Origin of the sequence: Sphingomonas sp. ASY06-1R, from assembly GCF_052180265.1 — a bacterium.
Lineage (GTDB): Bacteria > Pseudomonadota > Alphaproteobacteria > Sphingomonadales > Sphingomonadaceae > Sphingomonas_I.
In genome coordinates this window covers 3,585,189-3,607,215 of sequence record NZ_CP197464.1, presented here as the reverse complement: position 1 = coordinate 3,607,215, position 22,027 = coordinate 3,585,189, and the positions used below count along the sequence as shown (strand labels likewise).

Genomic DNA, 22,027 nt, shown 5'->3' with positions numbered 1-22,027 from the left:
ATCGATTTCGTCGCCCATGAAGCGTTGGTTTGCCGACGGCGTATTCCGCTCCGTTATCCGTAATGCGGGCTATCTCGGGTCGGGGAAGCTCGCCGGCGCCCTGCTGGGGCTGATTTCGCTGGCCTGCGCCGGCCACGGGCTGACGCCGGCCGTGTTCGGCATCCTGATGATCGTCCACACTTATGCGACGGGCGCCGGCGCATTGGTGAAGTTCCAGACCTGGCAGTTCATCGTGCGCTATGGCGCCCCGGCGTTGCTGCGGGGCGATACCCGCTTCACGCGCGACACGATCCGCTTCGCGTTCGGGCTGGATATTGCGAGCGGGCTCGTCGGCATGGCGCTGGCGATGATCGCTTTGCCATTCCTGGCGCGGCGGCTTGGCATCGAAGGCGAGAATCTGATCCTCGCCTTTGCCTATTGCACGCTGGTGCCGACCATGTCGGCCGCAACCGCCGTCGGCGTGTTGCGGCTGCTGGATCGGTTCGACCTGATCGGTGGGCAGCAGGTCGTGACACCGATCGTGCGCGCGATCGGCGCGGTCATCGCCTATTTCGCGCATCTCGGTTTCGCCGGTTTCGTCGTCACCTGGTATGTCGCCGATCTGGCCGGCGATCTGTTCCTGTGGTTCCTGGCGGCGCGCGAATTGAAGCGGCGCGACATGATCGATGCCTTCCGACCCGGCCTGTTCGCGACGGCGCGCCGATTGCCCAAGGCGTGGAGCTTCGTCTGGACGACCAATATCGCGCATTCGATCTATTCGGCGTGGGGCCCCCTCAGCAATCTTGTCGTCGCTACCGTGCTGGGGCCGGTCGCGGCAGGCCTGTACAAGATCGCCAGCACGCTGATGGATTCGACCAGCAAGCCCGCCGATCTGCTCAGTCGCGGCTTCTACCCGGAGATCATGCGCCTGGATCCGGCCAGCAAGAAGCCATGGCGGCTGGGGCTGCGCGTGAGTGCGCTGTCCGCCTGCATCGGCATCGGGCTGGTCCTGCTGGTGATCGTCGGCGGCAAGCCGGTGATCGGCTTCATCTTCGGCAAGAAATATCTGGAGGCGTTCGATCTGCTCCAGATCATGACCTGGTCGCTGGTGGTGTCGACCGCGGCCTTCCCGCTCGAATCCCTGCTGTACATGGTCGATCGGCAGCGTACCGCGCTGGCGGCGCAGACGGCGTCTGCGGTCGTCTATCTCGGCCTGCTTTACGCCCTGACCCACGCGCTGGGGTTGATCGGGGCCGGTATCGCCTTCCTGATCGGGACGATCCTGACCGGATTGTTCATGCTGATCCCGACGCTGTCGAGCTATCGCAATCGCGCGCGCTATCGCCAGCATCCCCATCCCGACGTGGCCGAGCTTTGACCGGCAGCCCCGCTTCCCCGAACGGGCGACGCTTCACCGCGGCGCAGTGCGAGGCGCTGTTCGAGGCGGTGCTGATCGACGATGTCGTCGATGCGCATACCGAATTGCCCGAGCGCATCACGCTCGACTTCGACGCATCGCTGCTGGCGGACGGCTATTATCTGTGCCGGCAATGGTGGAAGGAAGGTGTGCGGCGCGCGGGGCTGGTGACGCTGATCGACACGCTACAGCGCGATCGCGACCTGTCGGCAGCGGACCGGCTGACGTTCAAATATGCCCGCGCGAAGTTCAAGCATCTGCGTTTCGCCTGCGCGCTGTTTCGCGACGATCATCGCTATCCGCGCGTGCTGGATTGGCTGACCGTCGCGCTGGGGCATTTGCAGGACGGCTTCAAGAACGGGCAGCGCGGCAAAGTCTGGCGCGATGCGCTACTGTGCCGCCTGCTGCTTTCCGGTCCGGTCTATCGGATCATCGAGCGGGAAGTAGACCAGTGGACGCCCGCCACGACGGGTCAGTTTCGCAGCTACATTCTCGCGCAGATCGACCAGCTGCGCGGGGTGCTGGCGCGCGAAACAGTCACCGGCGCGCAATTCCACGCCACCCGTAAGATCATCAGCCGCCAGTCCGCTTTCTATGTGACCATTTTGACGATCACGGGCGGAGACGAGGCGTACAAGATGTCCCGCGCGCTGGCAGCGATCAACGGCCTGATGGGCAGCCTGCACGACCTGCTGGTCGAGCAGCGCGTTGCCGGGACATTCGATTATCATCGCGCGCCCATGGCCTTGCCCGACGAGATTCGCCGGCGGCTGGCGGATTTGGTGGCACGTTACGACGCTTCTCGCGCCTAGCCCAATGCAGCCGGGCGTGTAGCACCCGGCTGCGTCTAGGTCCTTACCAGCTGAGGCCGGCCCGTGCGTAGAGATAGCGGCCGTTGAAGCCGAACGGCGAATAGAAGGGGAAGCCGAGCACGCCGGTCGAATTGAGTGCGGCCGGATATTTGCGCGGATAGGTATCAAACAAATTGCTGCCACCGATGGCGAGCTGGACGCCCTTCTTGGGCTGATACCGCAATTCCAGATCGGCAATGGCGCGCCGTCCGGTGAAGACATCGGCGGCTGCGGTGGTGCCTGGCTGGTTGACGTTCCCGTAATAGGTCACCCGCGCGGTCGCGCCGAAATCGTTCAACGCCCAATCGATCGTGCCGGTCACCTTCGTGCCGGGCGTGCCATCCTCCAGCGTCAGGATGCGACTGCGGGCGAAGAGAGTCGGCGCCGGATTGAGCGACGAGATCGAGGTCGGCACCTTGGTCACGTCGCTGTCGTTGATATTGCCGGCGGCGGTGAAATCGAACGTGCCGACGCTGACGCTGCGCAGCCGATAATGCGCGACCACGTCGACGCCCTTGGTGGTGGAAGCGATGCCGTTGATGAAGAAGCGCGCCGCCGAGACATTGAACGGCGCGAGCAAAGCCGCGACCTGCGGGCTGAATGACGCCTGGATATTCTCCGACAAACCCAGCTGATTGCGGATGTGGATGCGGTACGCGTCCACGGTCAGATCGAAGCTGCCCGCACGGATGACCGTGCCGAGCGACAGGTTGGTGGATTTTTCCGGATCCAGTGCCTTTCCGCCCAGCGCGCTCGCGACCGGTGCGGTGGAAGGATAGGTGCCGGTCAGGATCGGCGTTCCGTTGACGACGACCGACGCCACCGAGGTGAAATATTGCTGCTGCAGCGCCGGCGCGCGGAAGCCGGTGGACGCGGTGCCGCGCAGGGCGAACCACGGCGTGACGTCGTAGCGGAGGGAGAGCTTGCCGTTGCCGGTCCAGCCGAAGTCCGAATAATCCTCGACGCGCCCGGCCAGGCCGACCAGGAATTTGCTGTTAACCTGTGCTTCCAGATCGACATAGGCGCTGCCATTTTCGCGATGCTTCTCGATCGCATTGAGCGGGGAGAAGCCGCCAAAGCCCTGCGCTCCGGGCGCGCCGACCTTGGTCGGGTCCGCGCCCTCCGGATAGCCGTAGGAGGCGCGCTCGCCCGGCGTGATCTTATAGCCCTCGCGGCGCCCCTCGACACCGAAGGCGACATTCAGCGATTGGAACACATCATATTTGCGGGATACGTCGATCCCGGCGACGAGCTGGTCGTACACCATCGTCCCGTCCTTGAACTCGGTCGGGGAGGCGTTGCCGTAAGCGTAGTTGGCCGAATTCCGCGTCTCGTACGCGATGCGATTGCGGCCGTAGCTGATGTTCGCATCGACATTCCAGTCGCCGAGCGTGCCCTTGATGCCGATCGCACTGTTGAGATCGCGCGAATTCGTATGGATCAGCGGAAGGAAGCCGTTGGGGTAGATGCCGCTGACGGCCGTGGCTGCGCTGGCCAATCGCGGGAAAGCGGCGCTCTCGCTGCTGCGCTCCTGATAGCCCAGCCAGCCGTAGAGCTGGAGATTGTCCGTGATCGACGATCCGGCGTTGATCCAGCCGGTATATTGGCGTGTCTTCGGATCGCCGAAGCGGCCGGTTATCTGGGTGGGCGTGACCCGCGGATCATAATCGGCGCGGTTGGTCGGCCGCCGATCGAGATATTCGCCCGACACGGTGACATAGCCATCGCTGCCGAAGCCGAAGCCCTGCCAGGCAGACGCCGTCAGCGTATGTTCGCCGGACACGTGGCGATCGCCGCGCGCCGTGTTCACATCGGTATCGTAAAAGCCATAGGTCACGCTGGCGGCACCGCCCGAGCGGGCCTGCCGCAGCCGCAGATTGATCACGCCGGCGATCGCGTCCGAGCCATATTGCGCCGACGCGCCATCCCGCAGCACTTCGATCGTGTCGAGCGCCACCGTGGGCACGGTGTTGAGGTCGACCGCGGCGGCACCCCGTCCCACCGATCCGTTGATGTTGAGCAGCGCGGATGTGTGCGCGCGCACCCCGTTTATCAGCACCAGCGTCTGATCGGGCGAGAGACCCCGCAGCGTGGCCGGGCGGATCGCGTCGGTCCCGTCGACCGCGGAAGGGCGCGGGAAATCGATCGAAGGGGCGATCGCGGCGAGCGATGCACCCAGTTCGGTCGTGCCCTGGCGGCTCAGTGCGGCATTGCTCAGCACGTCCACCGGTGACGCCGTATCCAGCCGGGATCGTCCGGCGGTACGTGTACCCGTGACCACGATCTCCTCGCCGGGATCGGCTGTGCCCTGCTGCGCCGCGCCTGCGTCAGGCGCCTGGGCGAACGCCATGCCGGCCTGCGCGACAGCCAAGGTGGATACGGCCAGGCCGTAGAGCGCGGAGCGAATTGCCATGATAATCCCTTTAGTTCCGGCAGTTTGCCTACCGATTATTTTGTGCGACGATTTGATCGTAAACGCCGCCATCGGTGAAATGCGCCTTCTGAACGCGACGCCAACCGCCGAAATTCTTGTCGACGGTGAACAATTTCAGATTGGGGAACTGGCCGGCATATTTCCGCGCGACCGCCGCATTGCGCGGCCGATAGAAATTGCGGGCCACAACGTCCTGCGCGGCCGGCGTGTAGAGGAAGCGCAGATAGGCTTCGGCGACCGCCCTGGTGCCATGCGCGGCGACGTTGCGATCCACCACCGCAACCGGCGGCTCGGCGAGGATCGACAAGGACGGATAGACGATCTGGTACGCGCCGCGGGGCGCCTGTTTGACCGCGAGCAGCGCTTCATTCTCCCACGTCAGCAGGACATCGCCCTGGCCGCGCTGGATGAAGGTCGTCGCCGATCCGCGGGCGCCGGAATCCAGCACCAGCACATTCTTGTACAGACGCCGCACAAATTCGCGTGCTTTGTCCTGGCCATAAGTCTTGCTGGCATAGCCCCACGCGGCGAGATAGGTCCAACGCGGCGCGCCACCCGTCTTGGGATTGGGCGTGATGACCCCGACGCCCGGTTTCACCAGGTCGTTCCAGTCGCGGATTTGCCGGGGATTGCCGGCGCGGACGAGGAAGACGATCGTGGAATAATAAGGCGTCGCGTTGAGCGGCAGGCGCTTTTGCCAGTCGGGCGCGATCAGACCCTTGTCCGCGATCTGATCGATGTCGTTCGCAAGCGCCAGCGTGACCACGTCGGCCGGACTGCCATCGATCACGGATCGCGCCTGCGCGCCCGATCCGCCATGCGATTGCTTGATCGACACATCCTGCCCGGTCTTCGCTTTCCACGCGCGCGCGAACAGCGGATCGATCTGCTGATAGAGTTCGCGCGTGGGATCGTAGCTGACATTGAGGAGTGTCACGGCGGCCGCCGGCGACACTGCCGCGACGATCGCCAGCATGGCGGCCAATATGCTACGCACTCAATGCCCCCTGATGGATTGAACCTTGCCGTCTTCCGCGTCCGCCAGATCGCGCCCGGCGGCGAAACGGCGCGCCCGCGCCTGATCGACATAGCTGTCCGGCGGCACGCTTTCGGTGAGCCAGACATTCCCGCCGATGATCGAATTGCGACCGACGGTGATACGACCCAGCAAGGTCGCGCCGGCATAGATAACCACGCCATCCTCGATGATCGGGTGGCGGGGCAGACCGCGCTGGATCACGCCTTCATCGTCCACGGGAAAGCCGCGCGCGCCCAGCGTCACCGCCTGATACAGGCGGACGCGTTCGCCGATCACGGCCGTCTCGCCGATGACGACGCCGGTACCGTGATCGATGAAGAAGCTCCGGCCGATCTGGGCGCCCGGGTGAATGTCGATGCCGGTCTTGGAATTGGCGATCTCGGCGATGATCCGTGCCACCAATGGCGCGCCGAGACGGTGGAGAAGATGCGCGAGCCGATGGTGGATGATCGCCAGCACGCAGGGGTAGCAGATCAGCACTTCGTCGACGCTCAGCGCGGCCGGATCGCCGGCAAAGGCGGCTTCGACGTCGCTGTCGAGCAATTCGCGCAGGGAGGGCAAAGCGGCCGCAAACTGTCCGATGATGAAGGCCGCATCCGCATCGATTTTCTCTGCGCTGGCGTCGGGCAGCGAATAGCCCAACTCCAGCCGGATCTGACCATAGATGCGGGCCAGCGCGGTCTGCAGCGTCTGCGCAACGAACGCATCCTCATTTTCCAGACGGACAAAGCTGGGCCCGAGCCGCAGCGGGAAGAGGGCACCGCACAGGGCGGCCATGATCTTGTCCAGATCGTGGCGGGAGGGGAAGCCCACGGCACCATGTTCGGCGTTGCGGCGATGGGCATCGCGCCAGCGCTGGCGCGCCGCGCGCAGCCCCGCGGCGATTTCGTCGATATTCCAATAGCTGCCGGGGGGCAGCGCAGAGAGATCAGCCATGTCGGGAGCCCTTGTCATTGGGCGTTTCTTAGCCGGCCAACCGAGCGGGCAAAGAAATAATTCCTATCAGGCGACTAGGGAATAGATGGGGAGCGTATTTCCAGCGGGGGCGACCGGCCGTGAAAGGTGGTGCCGGCCGTCGGAATCGAACCGACGACCTACCGCTTACAAGGCGGTTGCTCTACCATCTGAGCTAGGCCGGCATGCCGCTTCGCCCCATGCGTCAGCCGGCGCGAAAATGCTAGTATCTGTGCGTAACGCGCGGATGCCTGTTGTTGGCCGGGACCGCACGCGGGCGCCGGGCAATCGCGCAGGATGCTAGACGGTGAAGCTCTCGCCGCATCCGCAACTGCCTTTTGCGTTCGGATTGGCGAATACGAAGCCAGCCGAGAAATCGTCCTCGACCCAGTTCATTGTGCTGCCGATCAGATAAAGCAGGCTGGCGCCGTCGACATAGAGGTCGCCACCCGGCGTCGCCACTTTCTCATCCAGCGGGCTGGCGCTCGCCACATAATCGACCGAATAGGCCAGCCCCGAGCAGCCACGCCGTGGCGTCGACAGCTTCACCCCGATCGTGCCGTCGGGCGCCTGCGCCATCAGGTGCGCGATGCGCGCCTCGGCGGAGGGCGTCAGCGTGAGCGCAGCGGGGCGTTGACGCAGTGTCGTGCTCATACAAACCTCCGTTCGTGCTGAGCGAAGTCGAAGCACGTGGGGCAAACGGCCGGATGCGTCCTTCGACTACGCTCAGGACGAACGCTGTTCGGGATCACCATCACAGCATCCCCAATTCGAGCTTGGCCTCGTCGGACATCTTCTGCGGGTCCCATGGGGGATCCCAGACAAGGTTGACGTCGGCCAGGCCGACGCCGGGCACCGATCCGACCCGCAATTCGATCTCGCCCGGCATCGATTCCGCGACCGGGCAGTTTGGCGTCGTCAGCGTCATCGTGACCGTCACGTGCGCATCGTCGCTGATATCGACCCCGTAGATCAGGCCGAGATCGTAGATGTTGACCGGGATTTCCGGGTCGTAAATCTCTTTCAGCGCATCGATCACGCGCTCGTACAGATCGCCACCGACTTCGCCCGGCGTGACGGCGGGCGACGGTTGCAGGAAACCCGCCAGATAATCCCGCGGGCGTGCGGCCTCGTCTTCGACATCGTCGACGCGCGCCTTGGGCGGGGCGGGGGGCGCCTCGCTCAGTTCCTCGATCTCGATCTTCCGTTCCTCATTCATCCGAAGATACGCCTTACCCGCTCGATACCTTTGACCAGCGCGTCCACATCGGCCGGGCCGTTATAGACGCCGAAGCTTGCCCGCGCTGTCGCCGGCACGCCCAACACCTCCATTAGCGGCTGCGCGCAATGGTGGCCGGCGCGGATCGCGACCTGCGCCTCGTCCAATATGGTGCCGACATCGTGGGGATGAACCCCCTCGACCGCGAAGCTGACGATTCCGGCCGAATCTTCCGGGCCGAACAGGGTGACGCTGTTGAGATCGCGCAGCGCCGCGCGGGTTTGCCGCACCAATGCCGTCTCGTGCGCATGGATCGCGTCCAGCCCGATGCTCTCGACATAATCGATCGCGGCATGCAGCCCGAGCGCGCCGACAATATGAGGCGTGCCCGCCTCGAACCGGGTCGGCGGCGGGGCATAGGTGGTACGCGCGAACGAGACCTTGTCGATCATCGATCCGCCACCCTGCCAGGGCGGCATCGCCTCCAGCAATTCGGGCCGCGCCCACAGGCAGCCAATGCCGGTCGGGCCATACAGCTTATGGCCGGAGAAAACGTAGAAGTCGCAATCCAAAGCAGCGACGTCGACGGTCATGCGCGGCACCGCCTGGCAACCATCGACCAGCAATTTCGCGCCGACGCCATGGGCCAGATCGGCGGCACGGCGCACATCCAGCGTCGAGCCGAGCACGTTCGAGACATGCGCCAGCGCGACCAGCTTATGCTGAGGCGTCAGCATGGCTTCGACCGCGTCGAGATCGATCTGGCCATCCTGCGTCAGCGGCGCGACGTCGATTTCGATACCGCGCCGATCGCGCAGCAACTGCCAGGGCACGATGTTGGAATGATGCTCCAGCTGGCTCAGCAGGATGCGGTCGCCGGCCTTGAGGTGCGTATCGCCCCAGCTCGCCGCGACAAGATTGATCGCTTCGGTCGCGCCGCGCACGAACACGATCTCATTGGCGGAGCCGGCATGCAGGAAGGACGCCACCCGCTCGCGCGCGGCCTCATAGGCCAGGGTCATGTCGGCGGAGCGCTGATAGACGCCGCGATGCACGGTGGCGTAGGTTTCGCCATAGGCCCGCGCGATCGCATCGATCACCGGCTGCGGCTTCTGCGCGGTCGCCGCCGTATCCAGATAGGCCCAGCCGGCCGGTATTGCCGGAAAGTCGGCGACCAAGTCGAGCGGAGCTGATTCCCCCGCCCCTTCAGGGGAGGGGGTTAGGGGGTGGGGCCCGCCCGCCGGGCCGTTCGCTGCGAGGATAGGCCCCACCCCAACCCCTCCCCTGAAGGGGAGGGGCTTTGTGATGTTCACCCCGCTCATAACACGCGCTCCAGTGCCGCATCGATCGCTGCCGCGAAGCGGGCCTCGTCCTGCGCGCCATCGAACAGGCCGCTGACAAAGGCCCGCAGCAACAAGGCCTTTGCCTCGGCCGGCGGCAGGCCGCGGCTGGCGAGGTAGAATAAAGCCTGCGCGTCGAGTTCGCCAACGGTGGCGCCGTGCGCGCACTTCACGTCGTCGGCATAGATTTCCAGTTCGGGCTTGGCATTCACGGTCGCGGTGCGATCGAGCAGCATGCCCTTCACCGACTGGACCGAGTCCGTTTTCTGCGCGTCGCGGGAGACCGCGACCTTGCCGAGATAGGAGATCGTGCCCCTGCCGCCGGCAATGCCCCGCACCGTCTGGCGGCTGGTGGCGTTCGCTTCGAAGTGGCGGACGGTCGTGACCAGCTCCAGGGTCTGGTCCGTCCCGGCGATCATCGCCGCGTCCAGATCGAACGACGCCCCTTCATACAGGGTCACGTCGATCGCGACCCGGCCGAGCGTGCCGCCGCTATTGACCAATTGCATTGCGAACGAAGCGCCGACGCCAACGTCGATCGTGAAATCGCGCACCACGACCTGGCCGGCTGCGGCATCCTGTACCAGGCTGACGCGCTGGCTGTCGCCTGCCGGCACGATGATCTTGTCCGGCACCGGCACCGGCCAGATCCGCTCGAGCGCCTGGAGATCGCTATAGCGCCAGGCTTCATCGCGCTTGGTCGGCAGCGATGTCACGCCGCAATGTCCGCATAGCCCTCGGCCTCGAGCTGGTGGGCCAGCTCCGGGCCGCCGGATCGGACGATGCGCCCGCCGGCCAGGACGTGGACGAAGTCCGGCTGCACATAATCCAGCAGCCGCTGATAATGGGTGATCAGCAAGACCGCGCGATCGGGCTTGCGCATGATCGTGTTGATGCCCGCGCCGACGCTGCGCAGTGCATCGATGTCGAGCCCGCTATCGGTCTCGTCGAGGATGGCGAGCTTGGGGTCGATGATCCCCATCTGCACCATCTCGGCGCGCTTCTTCTCGCCGCCGGAGAAGCCGACATTGACCGGGCGCTTCAGCATCTCCGGATCGAGCCCGAGCGCATCGGCCTGCGCCCGCGCGCGCTTGATGAAATCGCCGCCCGACAAAGGCTCCTCCCCGCGCGACCGGCGCTGCGCGTTGAGCGCCTCGCGCAGGAATTGCAGGTTGGACACGCCGGGGATTTCGACGGGATATTGGAAGCCCAGGAACAGGCCGGCAGCGGCACGTGCGTGCGGCGCCATGTCGAGCAGGTCGGCGTCCTGGAACGACACCGATCCCGCGGTGACCTCATAGCCCGGCCGCCCGGCAAGGACATAGCCCAGCGTCGACTTGCCCGCGCCGTTCGGCCCCATGATCGCATGGATTTCGCCGGCATTGAGCGAGAGGGACAATCCCTTGAGGATCGCCTTGCCGTCGATTTCGGCGTGGAGGTTTTGGATGTTAAGCATTGTTGGTCTCGACCGGTAAAAGCCCCTCCCCTTCAGGGGAGGGGTTGGGGTGGGGCCTCTCCGCTGGGCGTGCCGGAATGGCGGCGAGCAACGCCTGCAGCACGCCTTCGACATTCCCCATCACGTCGGCATTGGTAACGTGGATGATGGCATAGCCACGCGAAGCAAGCGCGGCATCGCGTCGTGCATCCACCTCGGGATCACAGTGAGTCTCGCCATCGACCTCGACTATGAAGCGGGCGCTAGGACACGCAAAGTCGGCAATATAGTCGCCGATCACTGCCTGACGCCTGAATTTGTAACCGCCCAACTGCCCATTGCTCAACGCGCGCCAAAGCCGCTTTTCCGGCTCGGTGGGATTGCGGCGCATTTCTGCGGCACGATCCTGCAACACATCGATGCGCCCAGCGGATAGGCCCCACCCCCGGCCCCTCCCCTGAAGGGGAGGGGAGTTCAGGCGTCGCGCTTCGTCGCGAAAGGTGAGATCAGCCAACGGACCCCTCCAGGCTGATTCCCAGCAGCTTCTGCGCCTCGACCGCGAATTCCATCGGGAGCTGCTGCAGGACTTCCTTGGCGAAGCCGTTGACGATTAGGGCGACCGCCGCTTCCTGATCCAGCCCGCGCGACATGGCGTAGAAGAGCTGGTCGTCGCTGATCTTCGACGTCGTCGCTTCATGCTCGATCTGCGCGGTCGGGTTGCGCACCTCGATATAGGGGACGGTGTGCGCGCCGCAGTCAGAACCGAGCAGAAGGCTGTCGCACTGGGTGAAGTTGCGCACATTCTCCGCGGTCGGGCCGACGCGGACGAGGCCGCGATAGGTGTTGTCCGATTTGCCCGCCGAAATACCCTTCGACACGATCGTCGAGCGCGACCCCTTGCCGAGGTGGATCATCTTGGTGCCGGTATCGGCCTGCTGGTAATTGTTGGTGACCGCGACCGAATAGAATTCGCCGACGCTATTCTCGCCCGCCAGCACGCAACTCGGATATTTCCAGGTGACCGCGCTGCCGGTCTCGACCTGGGTCCAACTGACCTTGCTGTTGCGGCCCTGGCAGAGCGCGCGCTTGGTCACGAAATTGTAGATGCCACCAAGGCCGTTGGCGTCGCCCGGATACCAATTCTGGACGGTCGAATATTTGATCTCGGCATCGTCGAGCGCGATCAGTTCGACCACGGCAGCGTGAAGCTGGTTCTCGTCGCGCATCGGCGCGGTGCAGCCCTCCAGATAGGAGACGTAGCTGCCCTTGTCGGCGACGATCAACGTGCGCTCGAACTGGCCGGTATTTGCGGCATTGATGCGGAAATAGGTGCTCAATTCCATCGGGCAGCGCACGCCTTCCGGAATGTAGACGAAGGTGCCGTCAGAGAAGACCGCCGCGTTCAACGCCGCGAAATAATTGTCATGGATCGGCACGACCTTGCCGAGCCATTTGCGCACCAGATCGGGGAATTCCTTGAGCGCCTCGCTGATCGAGCGGAAGATGACGCCCGCGCGTTCCAGCTCGGCGCGGAAGGTGGTCGCGACCGAGACGCTGTCGAACACGGCATCGACCGCGATCTTGCGGCTGCCCTCGACGCCGGCGAGCATCTTCTGCTCCTCGATCGGGATACCGAGCTTTTCGTAGACACGCAGGATTTCGGGATCGACCTCGTCCAGGCTACCGAGCTTCGGCTTCTCCTTGGGCGCCGCATAATAATAAGCGTCCTGATAATCGATCGGCGGGATGTTGAGCTTGGCCCAGTCCGGCGTCTCCATCGTCAGCCAGTGGCGATAGGCCTTGAGTCGGTAATCCAGCATCCATTCCGGCTCGCCCTTCTTGGCCGAGATGAAGCGGACGATGTCTTCATTCAGCCCCTTGGGGGCGAATTCCTGTTCGATGTCGCTGGTGAAGCCCCATTCATAGGTCTTCTCGATGGCCGCATAGGCCTCGGCATTGCGGGTGGCCATTATACGCGTTCCTCGGTTTCCCGGCGAAACCCGGAATCGGCATGACTAATGGCCGGTGCACGATCCGGCGTTTCACCGGGGAATTTCGAAAGCGATGCCAGGCTGACGCCCGCCAGCGCACCGCGCATCGCATCGTTCACGGCATTCCAATGGGGTTTCACTTGGCAGGTCTTCTCCACCGCGCAATCATGCCGCCCATGATCGACGCAGGTCGTCATCGCAATCTTGCCTTCGACCGCCTCGACGATATCGGCCAGGCTGATGTCGGACGGATCCCGCGCCAGGCGGAAACCGCCACCGGTTCCGCGTGACGACACGATCAGGCCCGCTGCCGCCAGCCGGCCAACCAGTTTTTGCGCGGTCGGCAAGGGCACGCCGGTCTGCTCGGCCAGGCATGTCGCGCTCAGCCGCACGCCATCGCTGCGCACGGCGGCGGCGAGCATCACGACAGCATAATCAGCGAGATTCGAAAGGCGCATGGTCTCTAATCGGAGTGATTCAGTCCGATTGCAAATGGTCCCTCATACGCTGCGGGTCAACCCGTCGGCGCGGTGTATTTACATCCGCCAACGCTTCATCCCGCCTGCGCGAAGGCGCTGCTTCACTGCGCCCTATTTCGAATACATGGCCATGGCGTCGCGCCGGAATTCCTGTGCGCTTTCCCCGCGGCTGTAGAACATGTGCCCACCTGCATAGAGGTTAAGGTTCACGCGCTGCGTCACGCCAAAGCTCGGCATTTGATCGATGATCAGCCGGCTGGCGAAATAGGGGCAGGACAGATCGTCCATCCCGTGCGCGATCACCACCTGCATCTTCGGATCGTTCGCGATTGCCTTGCGCAAATCGGCGACGGGCGAATCGCTATTATCGCGATCCCAGGCGCTGTTCACGTCGTAGGACAACAGATTATAACGCGCATTCACCTTCCAGCCGACCTGGTTGGTCATCAGATCGACGGCGGCGCTGGTGGTGGGGGCGATGATCGCGTCCAGGATGGGATCGTTGGATTTCTGATCGGCCGAACCGGGAAAAGGATCATAGGCGGTGACGTTGGAATCGTAGACCGATCCAATCTTGCCCTCGCGGCGATGGATCTCGCGCAAATAGGTGCGGATATCGATGCGGCCTTCGCTGCGGCGGACGAGTACCGGGTCCAGCCCGGTATAGGCCGATACCTTGGCCGTCAGCCGTTCAATCGCCTGCGGATCCGATCGCCCGCGAAACAGATCGGTCGCGAATTCACCGCGATCATAGGCCTCAACCTCGGCGAGCGCGGCCGCATTCGAAAGCTTGCCCTGACGTTCCAGATTCGCGGCCGCCATCGACGGCAGCGACACCATGTAGGGGAGCGGGGACAGCGCGTTGTCGTCGCTGTCGACCGCCTGTGGGTTCAGATAGGGCGACACCATGGTGATGCCGTTCAGGCCAACGCCGAGCCGGCTCTGGAGATAATAAGCGACGCGTGGCACGCGGTAGCCACCATAGCTTTCCCCCACCAGATAGTGGCGGGACGTCATCCGGCCATTCTTGTTGAGCCAATCGAAGATCACGCGGCTGAGATATTCGATGTCCGTCTTGGCGGTGTAGAAGTCGCGCTTGGTGTCGGCTTCCTCCTCCAACGTCCGGCTGAAGCCGGTGCCGATGGGATCGATGAAGACCAGGTCGGTGAAATCCAGCCAGCTATTGGGATTGTCGCGCGCCACCGCGCTGTCGGACGGCGCATCCCCCTGGGCGCCGAATTGCACGCGCTTCGGCCCGATCGCCCCGAGGTTCAGGAAGGCGGAGGCGGCACCGGGGCCGCCATTGAAGGCGAAGGTGACCGCGCGGCCCGCCCCGCGATTGGGTACGGTATAGGCGGTGTAGACGACCTCGCCGATCTTCTTGCCTTTGGCATTTTCCACCGGGATCGTGCCGACCGTCACGTCATACGCCACCGCCTTGCCGCCGATCACGGCGCTTTGCCGCACGGTCTTGTCCGCCGGCAGAGGCGCGGGCTCGATCTTCTCCGCCGGCTTCTCCTCGGCAGCGATGGCGGGTGCGGAGATGGCGAAGAACAAGGCGGCGAGCAGCAGGTGGCGCATGGGAGAGACGAAACCTCATGAATTGATTACAAACATCATGTTCGAGCGCTGGACGGGGGGCAAGCAGGAACGGGCCGGCGCGACCGTCGTTGTGCAACCGAGGAGACGGGGAATGAACCAGGACGACGCGCAAGACCACGACAATCCGGACGATCTGCAGCAGCCCGCCGTGCGGCGTGCGCTGGATGCAGGCGACATCAAGGAATTGCAGAAAGATCCCAGCGACGAGAATGGCAAGCTGGAGGTGGAGTTGGACGAGACCTTCCCAGGGTCGGACGCGCCATCCAGCACCCAGCCCGGAAAAGGCAAGGATCCAGCGCCTTCTTCAGGCTACGACCCCGAGGAAGAAGCCCGGCTCGCGGGCGAGCACTGAGGGCTCGCCCGCTGCGGCTCGTCGCAATTTTGTCATCTGTTGCAATAAAGACATGTTGCGCCGCAACACGATCCGTGATTCTCTACGACCAGAGCTAGCGTCGCAGGGTTAACGGCCCGGTAAGCATCGGCACGTTAACCCCTGCGTTCTTCTCTTTGGTGGGAGGGCGGAATGGGCGTGCAGATGAGACCGGCCGACGGGGCGATGTCCTTGGCCGAAATGAAAGAATTTGCGGGCTTCACAGCCGCGACCCAGCGCTATGTGCGCCGATCGCTCGACATCGGACTGTCCCGGCATGATGCGATGGCCTTATGGTCGCGCGACGTGGTCGAGGCCGCGAGCATCAAGGCGCAGGCCCGCATCTATGCGCGTCTCGATCAGATCCGCGACCATCTTCCCGACGATAGCGGTCTTGATCAGATGGAGCCGTTCTTCTCGCCGCTGGTCACGATCACCGCCTTCGATCTGGGGCAGGGGCGGCTGACCAGCTTTGCATCCTATCGCTTCCTGTATGAACGGCTGATCGGCGGCGGCGTGCGCCCCTGGCTGCCCGGCGCCTTCTGTGCGGCGGCGGCGTTGCCGCATCTTCACCCCGACAAACGACGCATATTGCTGCAATCGATCAGCGAGGCCGCGGCGACCGCGCCTGGCTGGTCGAGCCGCCAGCCCTGTTTCTTCCCGGAATGGGTCGACAAGATCGAGCAGCCGCTGCCGAATTGATACCAAGGTCGCGCGGCGGTCGGCACGATACCCAGGCCGTGGCGGCGGCTTAGCGGCAGGCCGTCCACAATCCGCCGCGGCGCGCCTCGTCCAGATGGAAATGGTCGCGGTGGGCCGCATTGTAATCGGGCGAGAGCGTCGTCGCGAATAGACGGCAAGCGCCGTCGCGCACGTCGTGGAGAAATTGTCCAGCGGGCCCGTCGCGATGCCAATCGGCTGCAACCGTAATCCGGCGGCCGTCGCTGAGCACGAAGCCGGCGATATCGATCGCCCGGGCGCGGCTATGCTCGCTCCAATTCCCGGTCTGGCGTCCGTACATCCGCCGGCAGGCGTAGGTGCCGAAATGATCGATCCGGGTCACGCGCGCATGGAAGCGCTGCTCGGCGGCCGGCTGAACGACGCGTTTTTCCCAGAGCACCAAGGCTGTTGCCAGCGGGCAGGCCAGCGCCGGCGCGTCCGGCGCATAGCGGGCTGCCGCGCTTCGCTTCGTCAGCACGATGCCATCGTCGAAGCCGCACGCGCCCTGCTGGCGGGCCGGCAGAGAGCGATAGGCAATATTGGCCTGGTCGAGCAGGCTGCGACAGGCGGCTCCTTCCAGCCGCGCAATCTTGCCGGCCGTGGCCCGCCCGATCGGCGCGTCAAGGTCGAGCGCGGTCCAGGGCAGGTCTTCCGGCGCGAGGCTGGGCAGCAGATAGACGAGCATCAGCACCAGGCCGGTGGATGCGATCAAGGCCAGTATCGCCAATCGCCGCATCATCCGCAGGAACGTCATCGCATTCCCCGACGTTCGACGGCATGAGGCGTTCCTTGATCGCTCACTTAATCCCGGGAGACCGAAACATGCCCGCCACTCGCCTGACCATCAAGCGCGTCGAAAAGCCATGGGGCCGACGCGACCTTTGGCCCGCATTCGACCCCGTGCCCGAAGGCGGCGCGCCGATCGGCGAAATCTGGTTCGAAGTGCCGGGGGAGCAGGACGGCAGCATCGCCGGGCCGGCCCTTTTGATCAAATATCTCTTCACGAGCGACCGCCTGTCGGTGCAGGTCCATCCCGACGATGCGACCGCGCAGAAGCAAGGCTATCCGCGGGGCAAGGACGAAGCCTGGGTGATACTGGCCGCCGATGCCCATGCATCGATCGCCATCGGCACGCTGCGTCCGATGACACGTGAAGAATTGCGGGCATCCGCGGAAGACGGCTCCATCGAGCATCTGCTGGATTGGAAGGCGGTGAAGAAGGATGATTCCTTCTACACGCCGGCCGGGACCGTGCACGCGATCGGACCGGGGCTGACGCTCATCGAGGTTCAGCAGAATGTCGATCTGACCTATCGCCTCTACGATTACGGCAGCGATCGCGAACTGCATCTGGATGCCGGCGTCGCGTCCAGCAATCCGGTCCCCTATGTCGCGCCCTACAAGGCGCATGCCATTGCCGCCGGGCGCACCATCCTCGCCGATGGCCCCAAGTTCGTGCTCGAACGCTGGAGCGGTGGCGGCAGCGGCACGCTGAAGAGCGATGGCCGGCCTTTGTGGCTGGTGCCGATGACGGGCGGTGGCCAGATCGATGGCGGGACGCTGGAGGCGGGCGGCGCGTGGATGGTGACGGGCGACGTGGCGCTGACGCTCTCCGACGACGCCGACATGCTGGTTGCCTATCCGGATTCGGGCGTGATCGGAACGCTGTGGCAGAAGGCTGGCTGAGCGCAGCCTAACAGCAGGCAAAAAGAAAGGCCGCCGGGCAGATACCCGGCGGCCTTTTTGTTGGTTCAACCGATCAGAAGTGAACGGTCGCGTCGAGACCGAAGGTGCGCGGCATGTTGAAGTTGCCGTAGTCACCCAGGATGTTGCTGTTGTTGCCGACCACAACGATGTTCGGAACACCGGCTGCCGCCGCCGTCTGGACGGCCGGCAGGCTGTTCGACGGGTCACGACGATAGACATAGTGCTTGTTGAACATGTTGCGGCTCCAGAGGCCGAACGTGACCTTCTGGTTGCCACTGCCCAGCTGCACGTCCGCGAAGGAGATACGGCCGTTCACGATGAACGATTCGTCCGCCTTGGTCGCGAACTGATCGAAGGCCTGCGTCGCCTGCGAATAGTTGGCATCGATGTGGAAACGAACCGAAGCGTCGCTGTTGCCCAGCGGCAGCTTATAATCGATCGACCCGCTCGCAGCGTTACGCGGCGTGAACACGATGTAGAACTTCTGGTTCACCGTGGTCGCGTTGCCCGTGGGCACACCGGCCGACGTGAATTCCCGATAGGTCACGGGGACCAGCGGCACGTTGGTATAGGTGTAGGCATAAGAGGCGTTGAGCGTCAGACCCTCGATCGGGGCGACCGTCAGATCCGCTTCGATACCGCGAATCTTGGTGTTGCCCGGCGCGTTGAAGGTGACCAGGTTGTTGAAATTGCCCGTGGCCGTCGGCTGGATCGTGCTGAGATCGACCTGGCTGTCCTTGCGGTCCATGATGTAGCCGGCAAGGTTGAACCGGGCGCGATGGTTCCAGAAGTCGGTCTTCAGGCCGACTTCGTAGCTCTTCACGTCCTCAGGGTTGAACGCCTGATAGTTGGACGTACGCGAGCTGGCGCCACCGGCGCGATATCCGGTCGCATATTTGGCATAAGCGTGCACGTTATCGCTCAGGTCGTAGGCGACGGTGACCATCGGGTTGAAGCGATTCCAGGTCTTGTCGAGCGGCTTGTAGCCGTTCGCCGTCGCGGCGGCGGTGTTGGTCTGATAGTTGATGTTGCGCGAGTAGGTAAGGATGCCTTCCTTCTTGTCCTTGGTGTAGCGGCCGCCTGCGGTGATGTGCAGCGCGTCGGTCGCGTTCCAGGTCAGCTGGCCATAGGCCGCGTAGCTGCGCGAGCGGACTTCAGAGGCGCGATCGATCGAGCAGCCATTGACCGCTTCGCCGACGAAAGCAGGCGTCGATCCGGTGCAGAACGGGATCGGGACATAGGTCGCGCCGGTCACAACGCCGTTGTTGACCGTGGCGATCGCGCCCATCGAGTTCGGCGTCGCGGCGTCGTCGCTGACGCGCTCGTTGAAGTAATAGAGGCCCGCGACATAGTCGATGTTGCCAACCGTACCAACCGCCTGGAATTCCTGGCTGAACTGGTCCTGGTGGAGATCGGCCAAGCTGTAGCGGCTGAAGCCGCAAGGCGCGGCCGCGGTGCAGGCGGCGGTCAGGTTGACCACGGGAACGCGGTGCGCGCCGCCCGAATTGTCCCACTGCTGCACGTCGACACCACGCCATGCCGTGATCGAGCGGAGCTCGATCTCGGGCGAGATCTTCCACTTGAAGCTGTTGGTGAAGCCGTGCGTCTTGTCGACGCTCTTCTTCTGCGGAACGCCGATGTCCGCGTCGCGCATCAGGCTGTTGCCGTTGACGACAACACCCGGGAGCAATGGCTTGATCGATCCCGACGTGCCGGTGAAGGCGGTGCCGGGCAGGGTGCAGGCGCTGCCCGAGGGGAGTGCCAGCGGGGCCGCATTGGTGCCGCCGCTCAAGCAGCCGGCAGGATTGTAGTTCAGCAGCTGGCTGTAGAAAGGCGTATTCTCATCGCGAGCATAATCGACCGAGAAGTCATTGGTGATGCCGTCGATCGGCTCCCACCGGACGGCGCCGCGGATGCCCTTACGATTGAAATAGCCGAAACCGGCCTGATCCTTGAGCGGGTTCTTCGTGACGGCATCCTGATGCTGGATGACGCCGTCGACCTTGAACGAAAAGTTGGCGACGGCCGGAAGATCGAGGTGGATGCCGCCATTATAGGAACCAAGGTTGCCGATGCCGCCTTCGATCCGACCGCCAAACTTGCCGGTCGGCGCCTTGCTGACGATCGACAGAGCGCCGCCTTCGGTGTTGCGGCCGAACAGCGTGCCCTGCGGGCCCTTGAGGACCTCGACGCGCTCCACGTCGAACAGACCCGCGTTCAGGCCATGCTGGCGACCGAGATAAACGCCGTCGATATAGACGCCGACACCCTGTTCGCGCGCCGGCTGGTTGGCGTCGAGCGGAACGATGCCGCGAATACCGATCGTCAGCGCGGACTGGCGCGCTTCGAACGTTGCGACCCGCAAGCTGGGGACCGAGCCGTCGGCGAGGTCGTACAGGCTCTGGACGTGGCGGTCCTTGATCTGCTGGCTGTCGACGACGCTGATGGAAACCGGCGTCTTTTGCAGATTGGTCTCTCGCTTGGTTGCGGTCACGACGATTTCGTCGAGTCCCTGCATCCCCTCGACGGCGGGTGCGTCCGCTGCCGGTGCCGGCTCTGCCGCAGGCGTGGCCGGCGCCGCATGGGCGGCGGATGCCATAACGGCCGCCAATGCGCCTCCCAGCAGGAGTCGCAGGCGGATGCCTGAAGAAATACGCATGTTCGATTGCCCCTTGGTGTAGGATCTGTGATCCCGTTGGGGCGCAGCTAGCGGGAGATTGCGACAGAGTTGTTACAAAGATGCGAGCCGCCACCGCGACTCGGCATTTGTGTTACAGAATCCACAAAATTGTAATGTGCCGGTCATAATTCTGATCAAAGTGCTGCAATGGGCAAGTTTGGCCGAAATGCGCCAGACGCCATTTCCGTTTCACATAAGTGTCATAAAAGCTGCCTAGGCTTTTGCTGCTGCTCGCGAGGGCGGCCGGGAGGAATAGCGCATGCTGCTGCGTCGATCGCTGATTGTCGGTGCGGAGCTCTGCGCGTTTGGACTGACATGTTCACCGTTGCTGGCACGGCCTGTGGCGCACGCTCCCGCGGCGGAAAGCTCCAATGCCGCCCTTCTTAAGCAGATCCAGGCGCTTCAGAAGCAGGTGGCGGATCTCGCCGCGCGCCTCAACGCAACCGAAGCGGCGCAGCGGCAAACCACGGCGAGCGTCAATACGGCACAATCCGCGGCGAGCAGCGCGGTCGCGCAGGCCGTGCAAGCCCAATCAGCGGCCAGCGCCGCGCAGACTGCGGCAACGGCGGCGTCAAAGTCTGTCCCCGCGACCGTTAAAACGGAATTGGCGAGTTTCACCAAGAATGAATGGTGGGATTCCACCACGATTTCCGGCCGGATGTATTTCGATTTCTCGAATGTCGAAACCAGGGTCAATGGCGTGAAGCCGACCGGGGCGGGCTCCGTCAACGGCACCGGTTTCAACATCAAGCGCTTCTATCTGGGCGTCGATCACACGTTCAGCCCGGTGTTCGCGGGCAATCTTACCATGGACGTGTCCAACGTCGTTGGGCAGACCGGCAATGGCAATTTCACGTCGACCGGCACCCCCGAAGGCACGAACCTTCCTGCGCTCGTGGGCAAGGGCTTTTACGTCAAGAAGGCCTATCTGCAGGCGAAGCTCAACCCGGCGCTGATCATCCGCGTGGGCGCCGCCGACCTGCCGTGGGTGCCCTTCGCCGAGAGCGCGTATGGGTACCGCCATATCGAAAATACGCTGATCGATCGCACCAACTTCGGCATCTCCGCGGACTGGGGCGTCCATGTGCTGGGAGATTTCGGGCAAGGCCTGTTGAGCTATCAAATCTCGGTCGTCGATGGCGGCGGCTATCGCAACGTCAAAGTGACGCGGTCAGTCGATGTCGAAGGGCGCATATCGGTCAATTATCACGGTTTCTACGCTGGCATTGGCGGCTATTCCGGCGATCGTGGCAACAATGTCCAAGGCACGCCGACGCCGCATACAGCCACGCGCGAAAACGCCGTGATAGGCTATAAGAACAAGCTTATGAATGCGGGTGTTGAATATTATCATTCCAAGAATTGGAACAACGTCACCACCGTCGAAACCGATACGACGGACGGCTATAGCGCTTTCGGCAATGTGAATTTTGCCCCGACCTGGAGCGTCTTCGGGCGCTATGACTGGATCAAGCCGACCCAAACCAGCAACGACAATTTGAAAGACCAATATTACAATTTTGGCATTCAGTGGGAGCCGGTGAAGCTCGTGGATCTCGCGCTGGTGTACAAGCACGAGGCGGTGGATAACGGTATATTTGGAACGCAGAATGGCGTGATTGGCGGGCCCAACCCGACCGGCACGCCCACCGGCGGCCATGGCAGTTACAGAGAAATCGGCCTGTTCGGCCAATTCCGCTTCTAATTCGACCTTCTCCACCCCCCTGGCGGTCCGGGAAGCCGGGCCGCCTTTTCTTTTGGCCCGGCTATCCCTGCTGCACGGCGTCATTGCCCGTGACGGCGATGCCGA

Annotated in this window: 20 protein-coding genes and 1 tRNA gene; 6 read left to right on the top strand and 15 right to left on the bottom strand. The window is 63.7% G+C overall.

The features are described from left to right. Positions 1-16 precede the first annotated feature (16 nt). On the top strand, positions 17-1,357 hold the full coding sequence (locus tag ACSBM8_RS17050) for a lipopolysaccharide biosynthesis protein (protein ID WP_442679183.1): 1,341 nt from the start codon (positions 17-19) through the stop codon (positions 1,355-1,357). Next, positions 1,354-2,208 (top strand): hypothetical protein, encoded by an 855-nt coding sequence (locus ACSBM8_RS17045; protein WP_442679182.1) that lies wholly within the window; start codon positions 1,354-1,356, stop codon positions 2,206-2,208. The genes ACSBM8_RS17050 and ACSBM8_RS17045 overlap by 4 nt, the downstream gene beginning before the upstream one ends. Before the next feature lie 43 nt (positions 2,209-2,251). Here ACSBM8_RS17045 and ACSBM8_RS17040 read toward each other — a convergent pair whose 3' ends face one another. The 13 genes from ACSBM8_RS17040 to ACSBM8_RS16980 all read right to left on the bottom strand — a co-directional run bounded on the left by ACSBM8_RS17040 (position 2,252) and on the right by ACSBM8_RS16980 (position 14,719). Continuing rightward, on the bottom strand, positions 2,252-4,660 hold the full coding sequence (locus ACSBM8_RS17040) for a TonB-dependent receptor plug domain-containing protein (protein WP_442679181.1): 2,409 nt from the start codon (positions 4,658-4,660) through the stop codon (positions 2,252-2,254). 28 nt (positions 4,661-4,688) lie between these two features. Then, positions 4,689-5,678, bottom strand: a complete 990-nt coding sequence (locus tag ACSBM8_RS17035) for a sulfate ABC transporter substrate-binding protein (protein WP_442679180.1) — start codon at positions 5,676-5,678, stop codon at positions 4,689-4,691. Then, a complete protein-coding gene (epsC, locus tag ACSBM8_RS17030; protein WP_442679179.1) occupies positions 5,679-6,656 on the bottom strand; it encodes a serine O-acetyltransferase EpsC in 978 nt (325 codons plus the stop codon). Between the two features lie 127 nt (positions 6,657-6,783). Beyond that, positions 6,784-6,859, bottom strand: a tRNA-Thr gene (locus ACSBM8_RS17025). A 115-nt stretch (positions 6,860-6,974) separates the two neighbouring features. After that, entirely contained in the window at positions 6,975-7,328 is a 354-nt protein-coding gene (locus ACSBM8_RS17020; protein WP_442679178.1) for a HesB/IscA family protein, read from the bottom strand. Positions 7,329-7,428: 100 nt separating this feature from the next. Beyond that, positions 7,429-7,893 carry an SUF system Fe-S cluster assembly protein gene (locus ACSBM8_RS17015; RefSeq protein WP_442679177.1) on the bottom strand — a complete coding sequence of 155 codons (465 nt, stop codon included), beginning with the start codon at positions 7,891-7,893 and terminating at the stop codon, positions 7,429-7,431. Next, the gene (locus ACSBM8_RS17010) at positions 7,890-9,071 is read right to left on the bottom strand and encodes a cysteine desulfurase (protein WP_442679176.1); all 1,182 of its coding nucleotides are present in this window, start codon (positions 9,069-9,071) and stop codon (positions 7,890-7,892) included. Before ACSBM8_RS17010 ends, ACSBM8_RS17015 begins: the two co-directional genes overlap by 4 nt. 140 nt (positions 9,072-9,211) lie before the next feature. Beyond that, positions 9,212-9,949 carry a SufB/SufD family protein gene (locus ACSBM8_RS17005; protein ID WP_442679175.1) on the bottom strand — a complete coding sequence of 246 codons (738 nt, stop codon included), beginning with the start codon at positions 9,947-9,949 and terminating at the stop codon, positions 9,212-9,214. Continuing rightward, positions 9,946-10,689: a Fe-S cluster assembly ATPase SufC gene (sufC, locus tag ACSBM8_RS17000; protein WP_442679174.1), complete on the bottom strand. Its 744-nt coding sequence runs from the start codon at positions 10,687-10,689 to the stop codon at positions 9,946-9,948. Before sufC ends, ACSBM8_RS17005 begins: the two co-directional genes overlap by 4 nt. Next, on the bottom strand, positions 10,682-11,182 hold the full coding sequence (locus ACSBM8_RS16995; RefSeq protein ID WP_442679173.1) for an endonuclease domain-containing protein: 501 nt from the start codon (positions 11,180-11,182) through the stop codon (positions 10,682-10,684). Before ACSBM8_RS16995 ends, sufC begins: the two co-directional genes overlap by 8 nt. Continuing rightward, on the bottom strand, positions 11,175-12,638 hold the full coding sequence (sufB, locus tag ACSBM8_RS16990; protein WP_442679172.1) for a Fe-S cluster assembly protein SufB: 1,464 nt from the start codon (positions 12,636-12,638) through the stop codon (positions 11,175-11,177). Before sufB ends, ACSBM8_RS16995 begins: the two co-directional genes overlap by 8 nt. Then, positions 12,638-13,117: an SUF system Fe-S cluster assembly regulator gene (locus ACSBM8_RS16985; protein WP_442679171.1), complete on the bottom strand. Its 480-nt coding sequence runs from the start codon at positions 13,115-13,117 to the stop codon at positions 12,638-12,640. The genes sufB and ACSBM8_RS16985 overlap by 1 nt, the downstream gene beginning before the upstream one ends. A gap of 132 nt (positions 13,118-13,249) precedes the next feature. Further along, complete coding sequence (locus ACSBM8_RS16980; RefSeq protein ID WP_442679170.1) at positions 13,250-14,719, bottom strand: S10 family peptidase; 1,470 nt, start codon at positions 14,717-14,719, stop codon at positions 13,250-13,252. On the opposite strand from ACSBM8_RS16980, the gene ACSBM8_RS16975 reads away from it, so the two are divergent. Both ACSBM8_RS16975 and ACSBM8_RS16970 read left to right on the top strand, forming a co-directional pair. Beyond that, positions 14,718-15,092 carry a hypothetical protein gene (locus ACSBM8_RS16975; RefSeq protein ID WP_442679169.1) on the top strand — a complete coding sequence of 125 codons (375 nt, stop codon included), beginning with the start codon at positions 14,718-14,720 and terminating at the stop codon, positions 15,090-15,092. The genes ACSBM8_RS16980 and ACSBM8_RS16975 overlap by 2 nt on opposite strands. A 171-nt stretch (positions 15,093-15,263) precedes the next feature. Beyond that, positions 15,264-15,812, top strand: a complete 549-nt coding sequence (locus tag ACSBM8_RS16970; protein ID WP_442679168.1) for a hypothetical protein — start codon at positions 15,264-15,266, stop codon at positions 15,810-15,812. A gap of 49 nt (positions 15,813-15,861) precedes the next feature. On the opposite strand, the gene ACSBM8_RS16965 is transcribed toward ACSBM8_RS16970, so the two are convergent. Then, positions 15,862-16,584, bottom strand: coding sequence for an extensin-like domain-containing protein (locus ACSBM8_RS16965; protein WP_442679167.1), 723 nt, complete (start codon positions 16,582-16,584; stop codon positions 15,862-15,864). A gap of 68 nt (positions 16,585-16,652) precedes the next feature. On the opposite strand from ACSBM8_RS16965, the gene ACSBM8_RS16960 reads away from it, so the two are divergent. Further along, positions 16,653-17,516, top strand: coding sequence for a class I mannose-6-phosphate isomerase (locus ACSBM8_RS16960; protein ID WP_442679166.1), 864 nt, complete (start codon positions 16,653-16,655; stop codon positions 17,514-17,516). 73 nt (positions 17,517-17,589) lie between these two features. Here ACSBM8_RS16960 and ACSBM8_RS16955 read toward each other — a convergent pair whose 3' ends face one another. Further along, complete coding sequence (locus ACSBM8_RS16955) at positions 17,590-20,196, bottom strand: TonB-dependent receptor (RefSeq protein ID WP_442679165.1); 2,607 nt, start codon at positions 20,194-20,196, stop codon at positions 17,590-17,592. Positions 20,197-20,557: 361 nt separating this feature from the next. On the opposite strand from ACSBM8_RS16955, the gene ACSBM8_RS16950 reads away from it, so the two are divergent. Further along, positions 20,558-21,922 carry a porin gene (locus ACSBM8_RS16950; protein WP_442679164.1) on the top strand — a complete coding sequence of 455 codons (1,365 nt, stop codon included), beginning with the start codon at positions 20,558-20,560 and terminating at the stop codon, positions 21,920-21,922. Positions 21,923-22,027 lie beyond the last annotated feature (105 nt).

Coding starts and splice junctions, on each gene's coding strand:
- ACSBM8_RS17050 (WP_442679183.1), top strand. CDS start 17: ATGAAGCGTTGGTTTGCCGACGGCGTATTCCGCTCCGTTATCCGTAAT.
- ACSBM8_RS17040 (WP_442679181.1), bottom strand. CDS start 4,660: ATGGCAATTCGCTCCGCGCTCTACGGCCTGGCCGTATCCACCTTGGCT.
- epsC (WP_442679179.1), bottom strand. CDS start 6,656: ATGGCTGATCTCTCTGCGCTGCCCCCCGGCAGCTATTGGAATATCGAC.
- ACSBM8_RS17020 (WP_442679178.1), bottom strand. CDS start 7,328: ATGAGCACGACACTGCGTCAACGCCCCGCTGCGCTCACGCTGACGCCC.
- ACSBM8_RS17015 (WP_442679177.1), bottom strand. CDS start 7,893: ATGAATGAGGAACGGAAGATCGAGATCGAGGAACTGAGCGAGGCGCCC.
- sufC (WP_442679174.1), bottom strand. CDS start 10,689: ATGCTTAACATCCAAAACCTCCACGCCGAAATCGACGGCAAGGCGATC.
- sufB (WP_442679172.1), bottom strand. CDS start 12,638: ATGGCCACCCGCAATGCCGAGGCCTATGCGGCCATCGAGAAGACCTAT.
- ACSBM8_RS16985 (WP_442679171.1), bottom strand. CDS start 13,117: ATGCGCCTTTCGAATCTCGCTGATTATGCTGTCGTGATGCTCGCCGCC.
- ACSBM8_RS16975 (WP_442679169.1), top strand. CDS start 14,718: ATGGGAGAGACGAAACCTCATGAATTGATTACAAACATCATGTTCGAG.
- ACSBM8_RS16980 (WP_442679170.1), bottom strand. CDS start 14,719: ATGCGCCACCTGCTGCTCGCCGCCTTGTTCTTCGCCATCTCCGCACCC.
- ACSBM8_RS16970 (WP_442679168.1), top strand. CDS start 15,264: ATGGGCGTGCAGATGAGACCGGCCGACGGGGCGATGTCCTTGGCCGAA.
- ACSBM8_RS16965 (WP_442679167.1), bottom strand. CDS start 16,584: ATGACGTTCCTGCGGATGATGCGGCGATTGGCGATACTGGCCTTGATC.
- ACSBM8_RS16960 (WP_442679166.1), top strand. CDS start 16,653: ATGCCCGCCACTCGCCTGACCATCAAGCGCGTCGAAAAGCCATGGGGC.
- ACSBM8_RS16955 (WP_442679165.1), bottom strand. CDS start 20,196: ATGCGTATTTCTTCAGGCATCCGCCTGCGACTCCTGCTGGGAGGCGCA.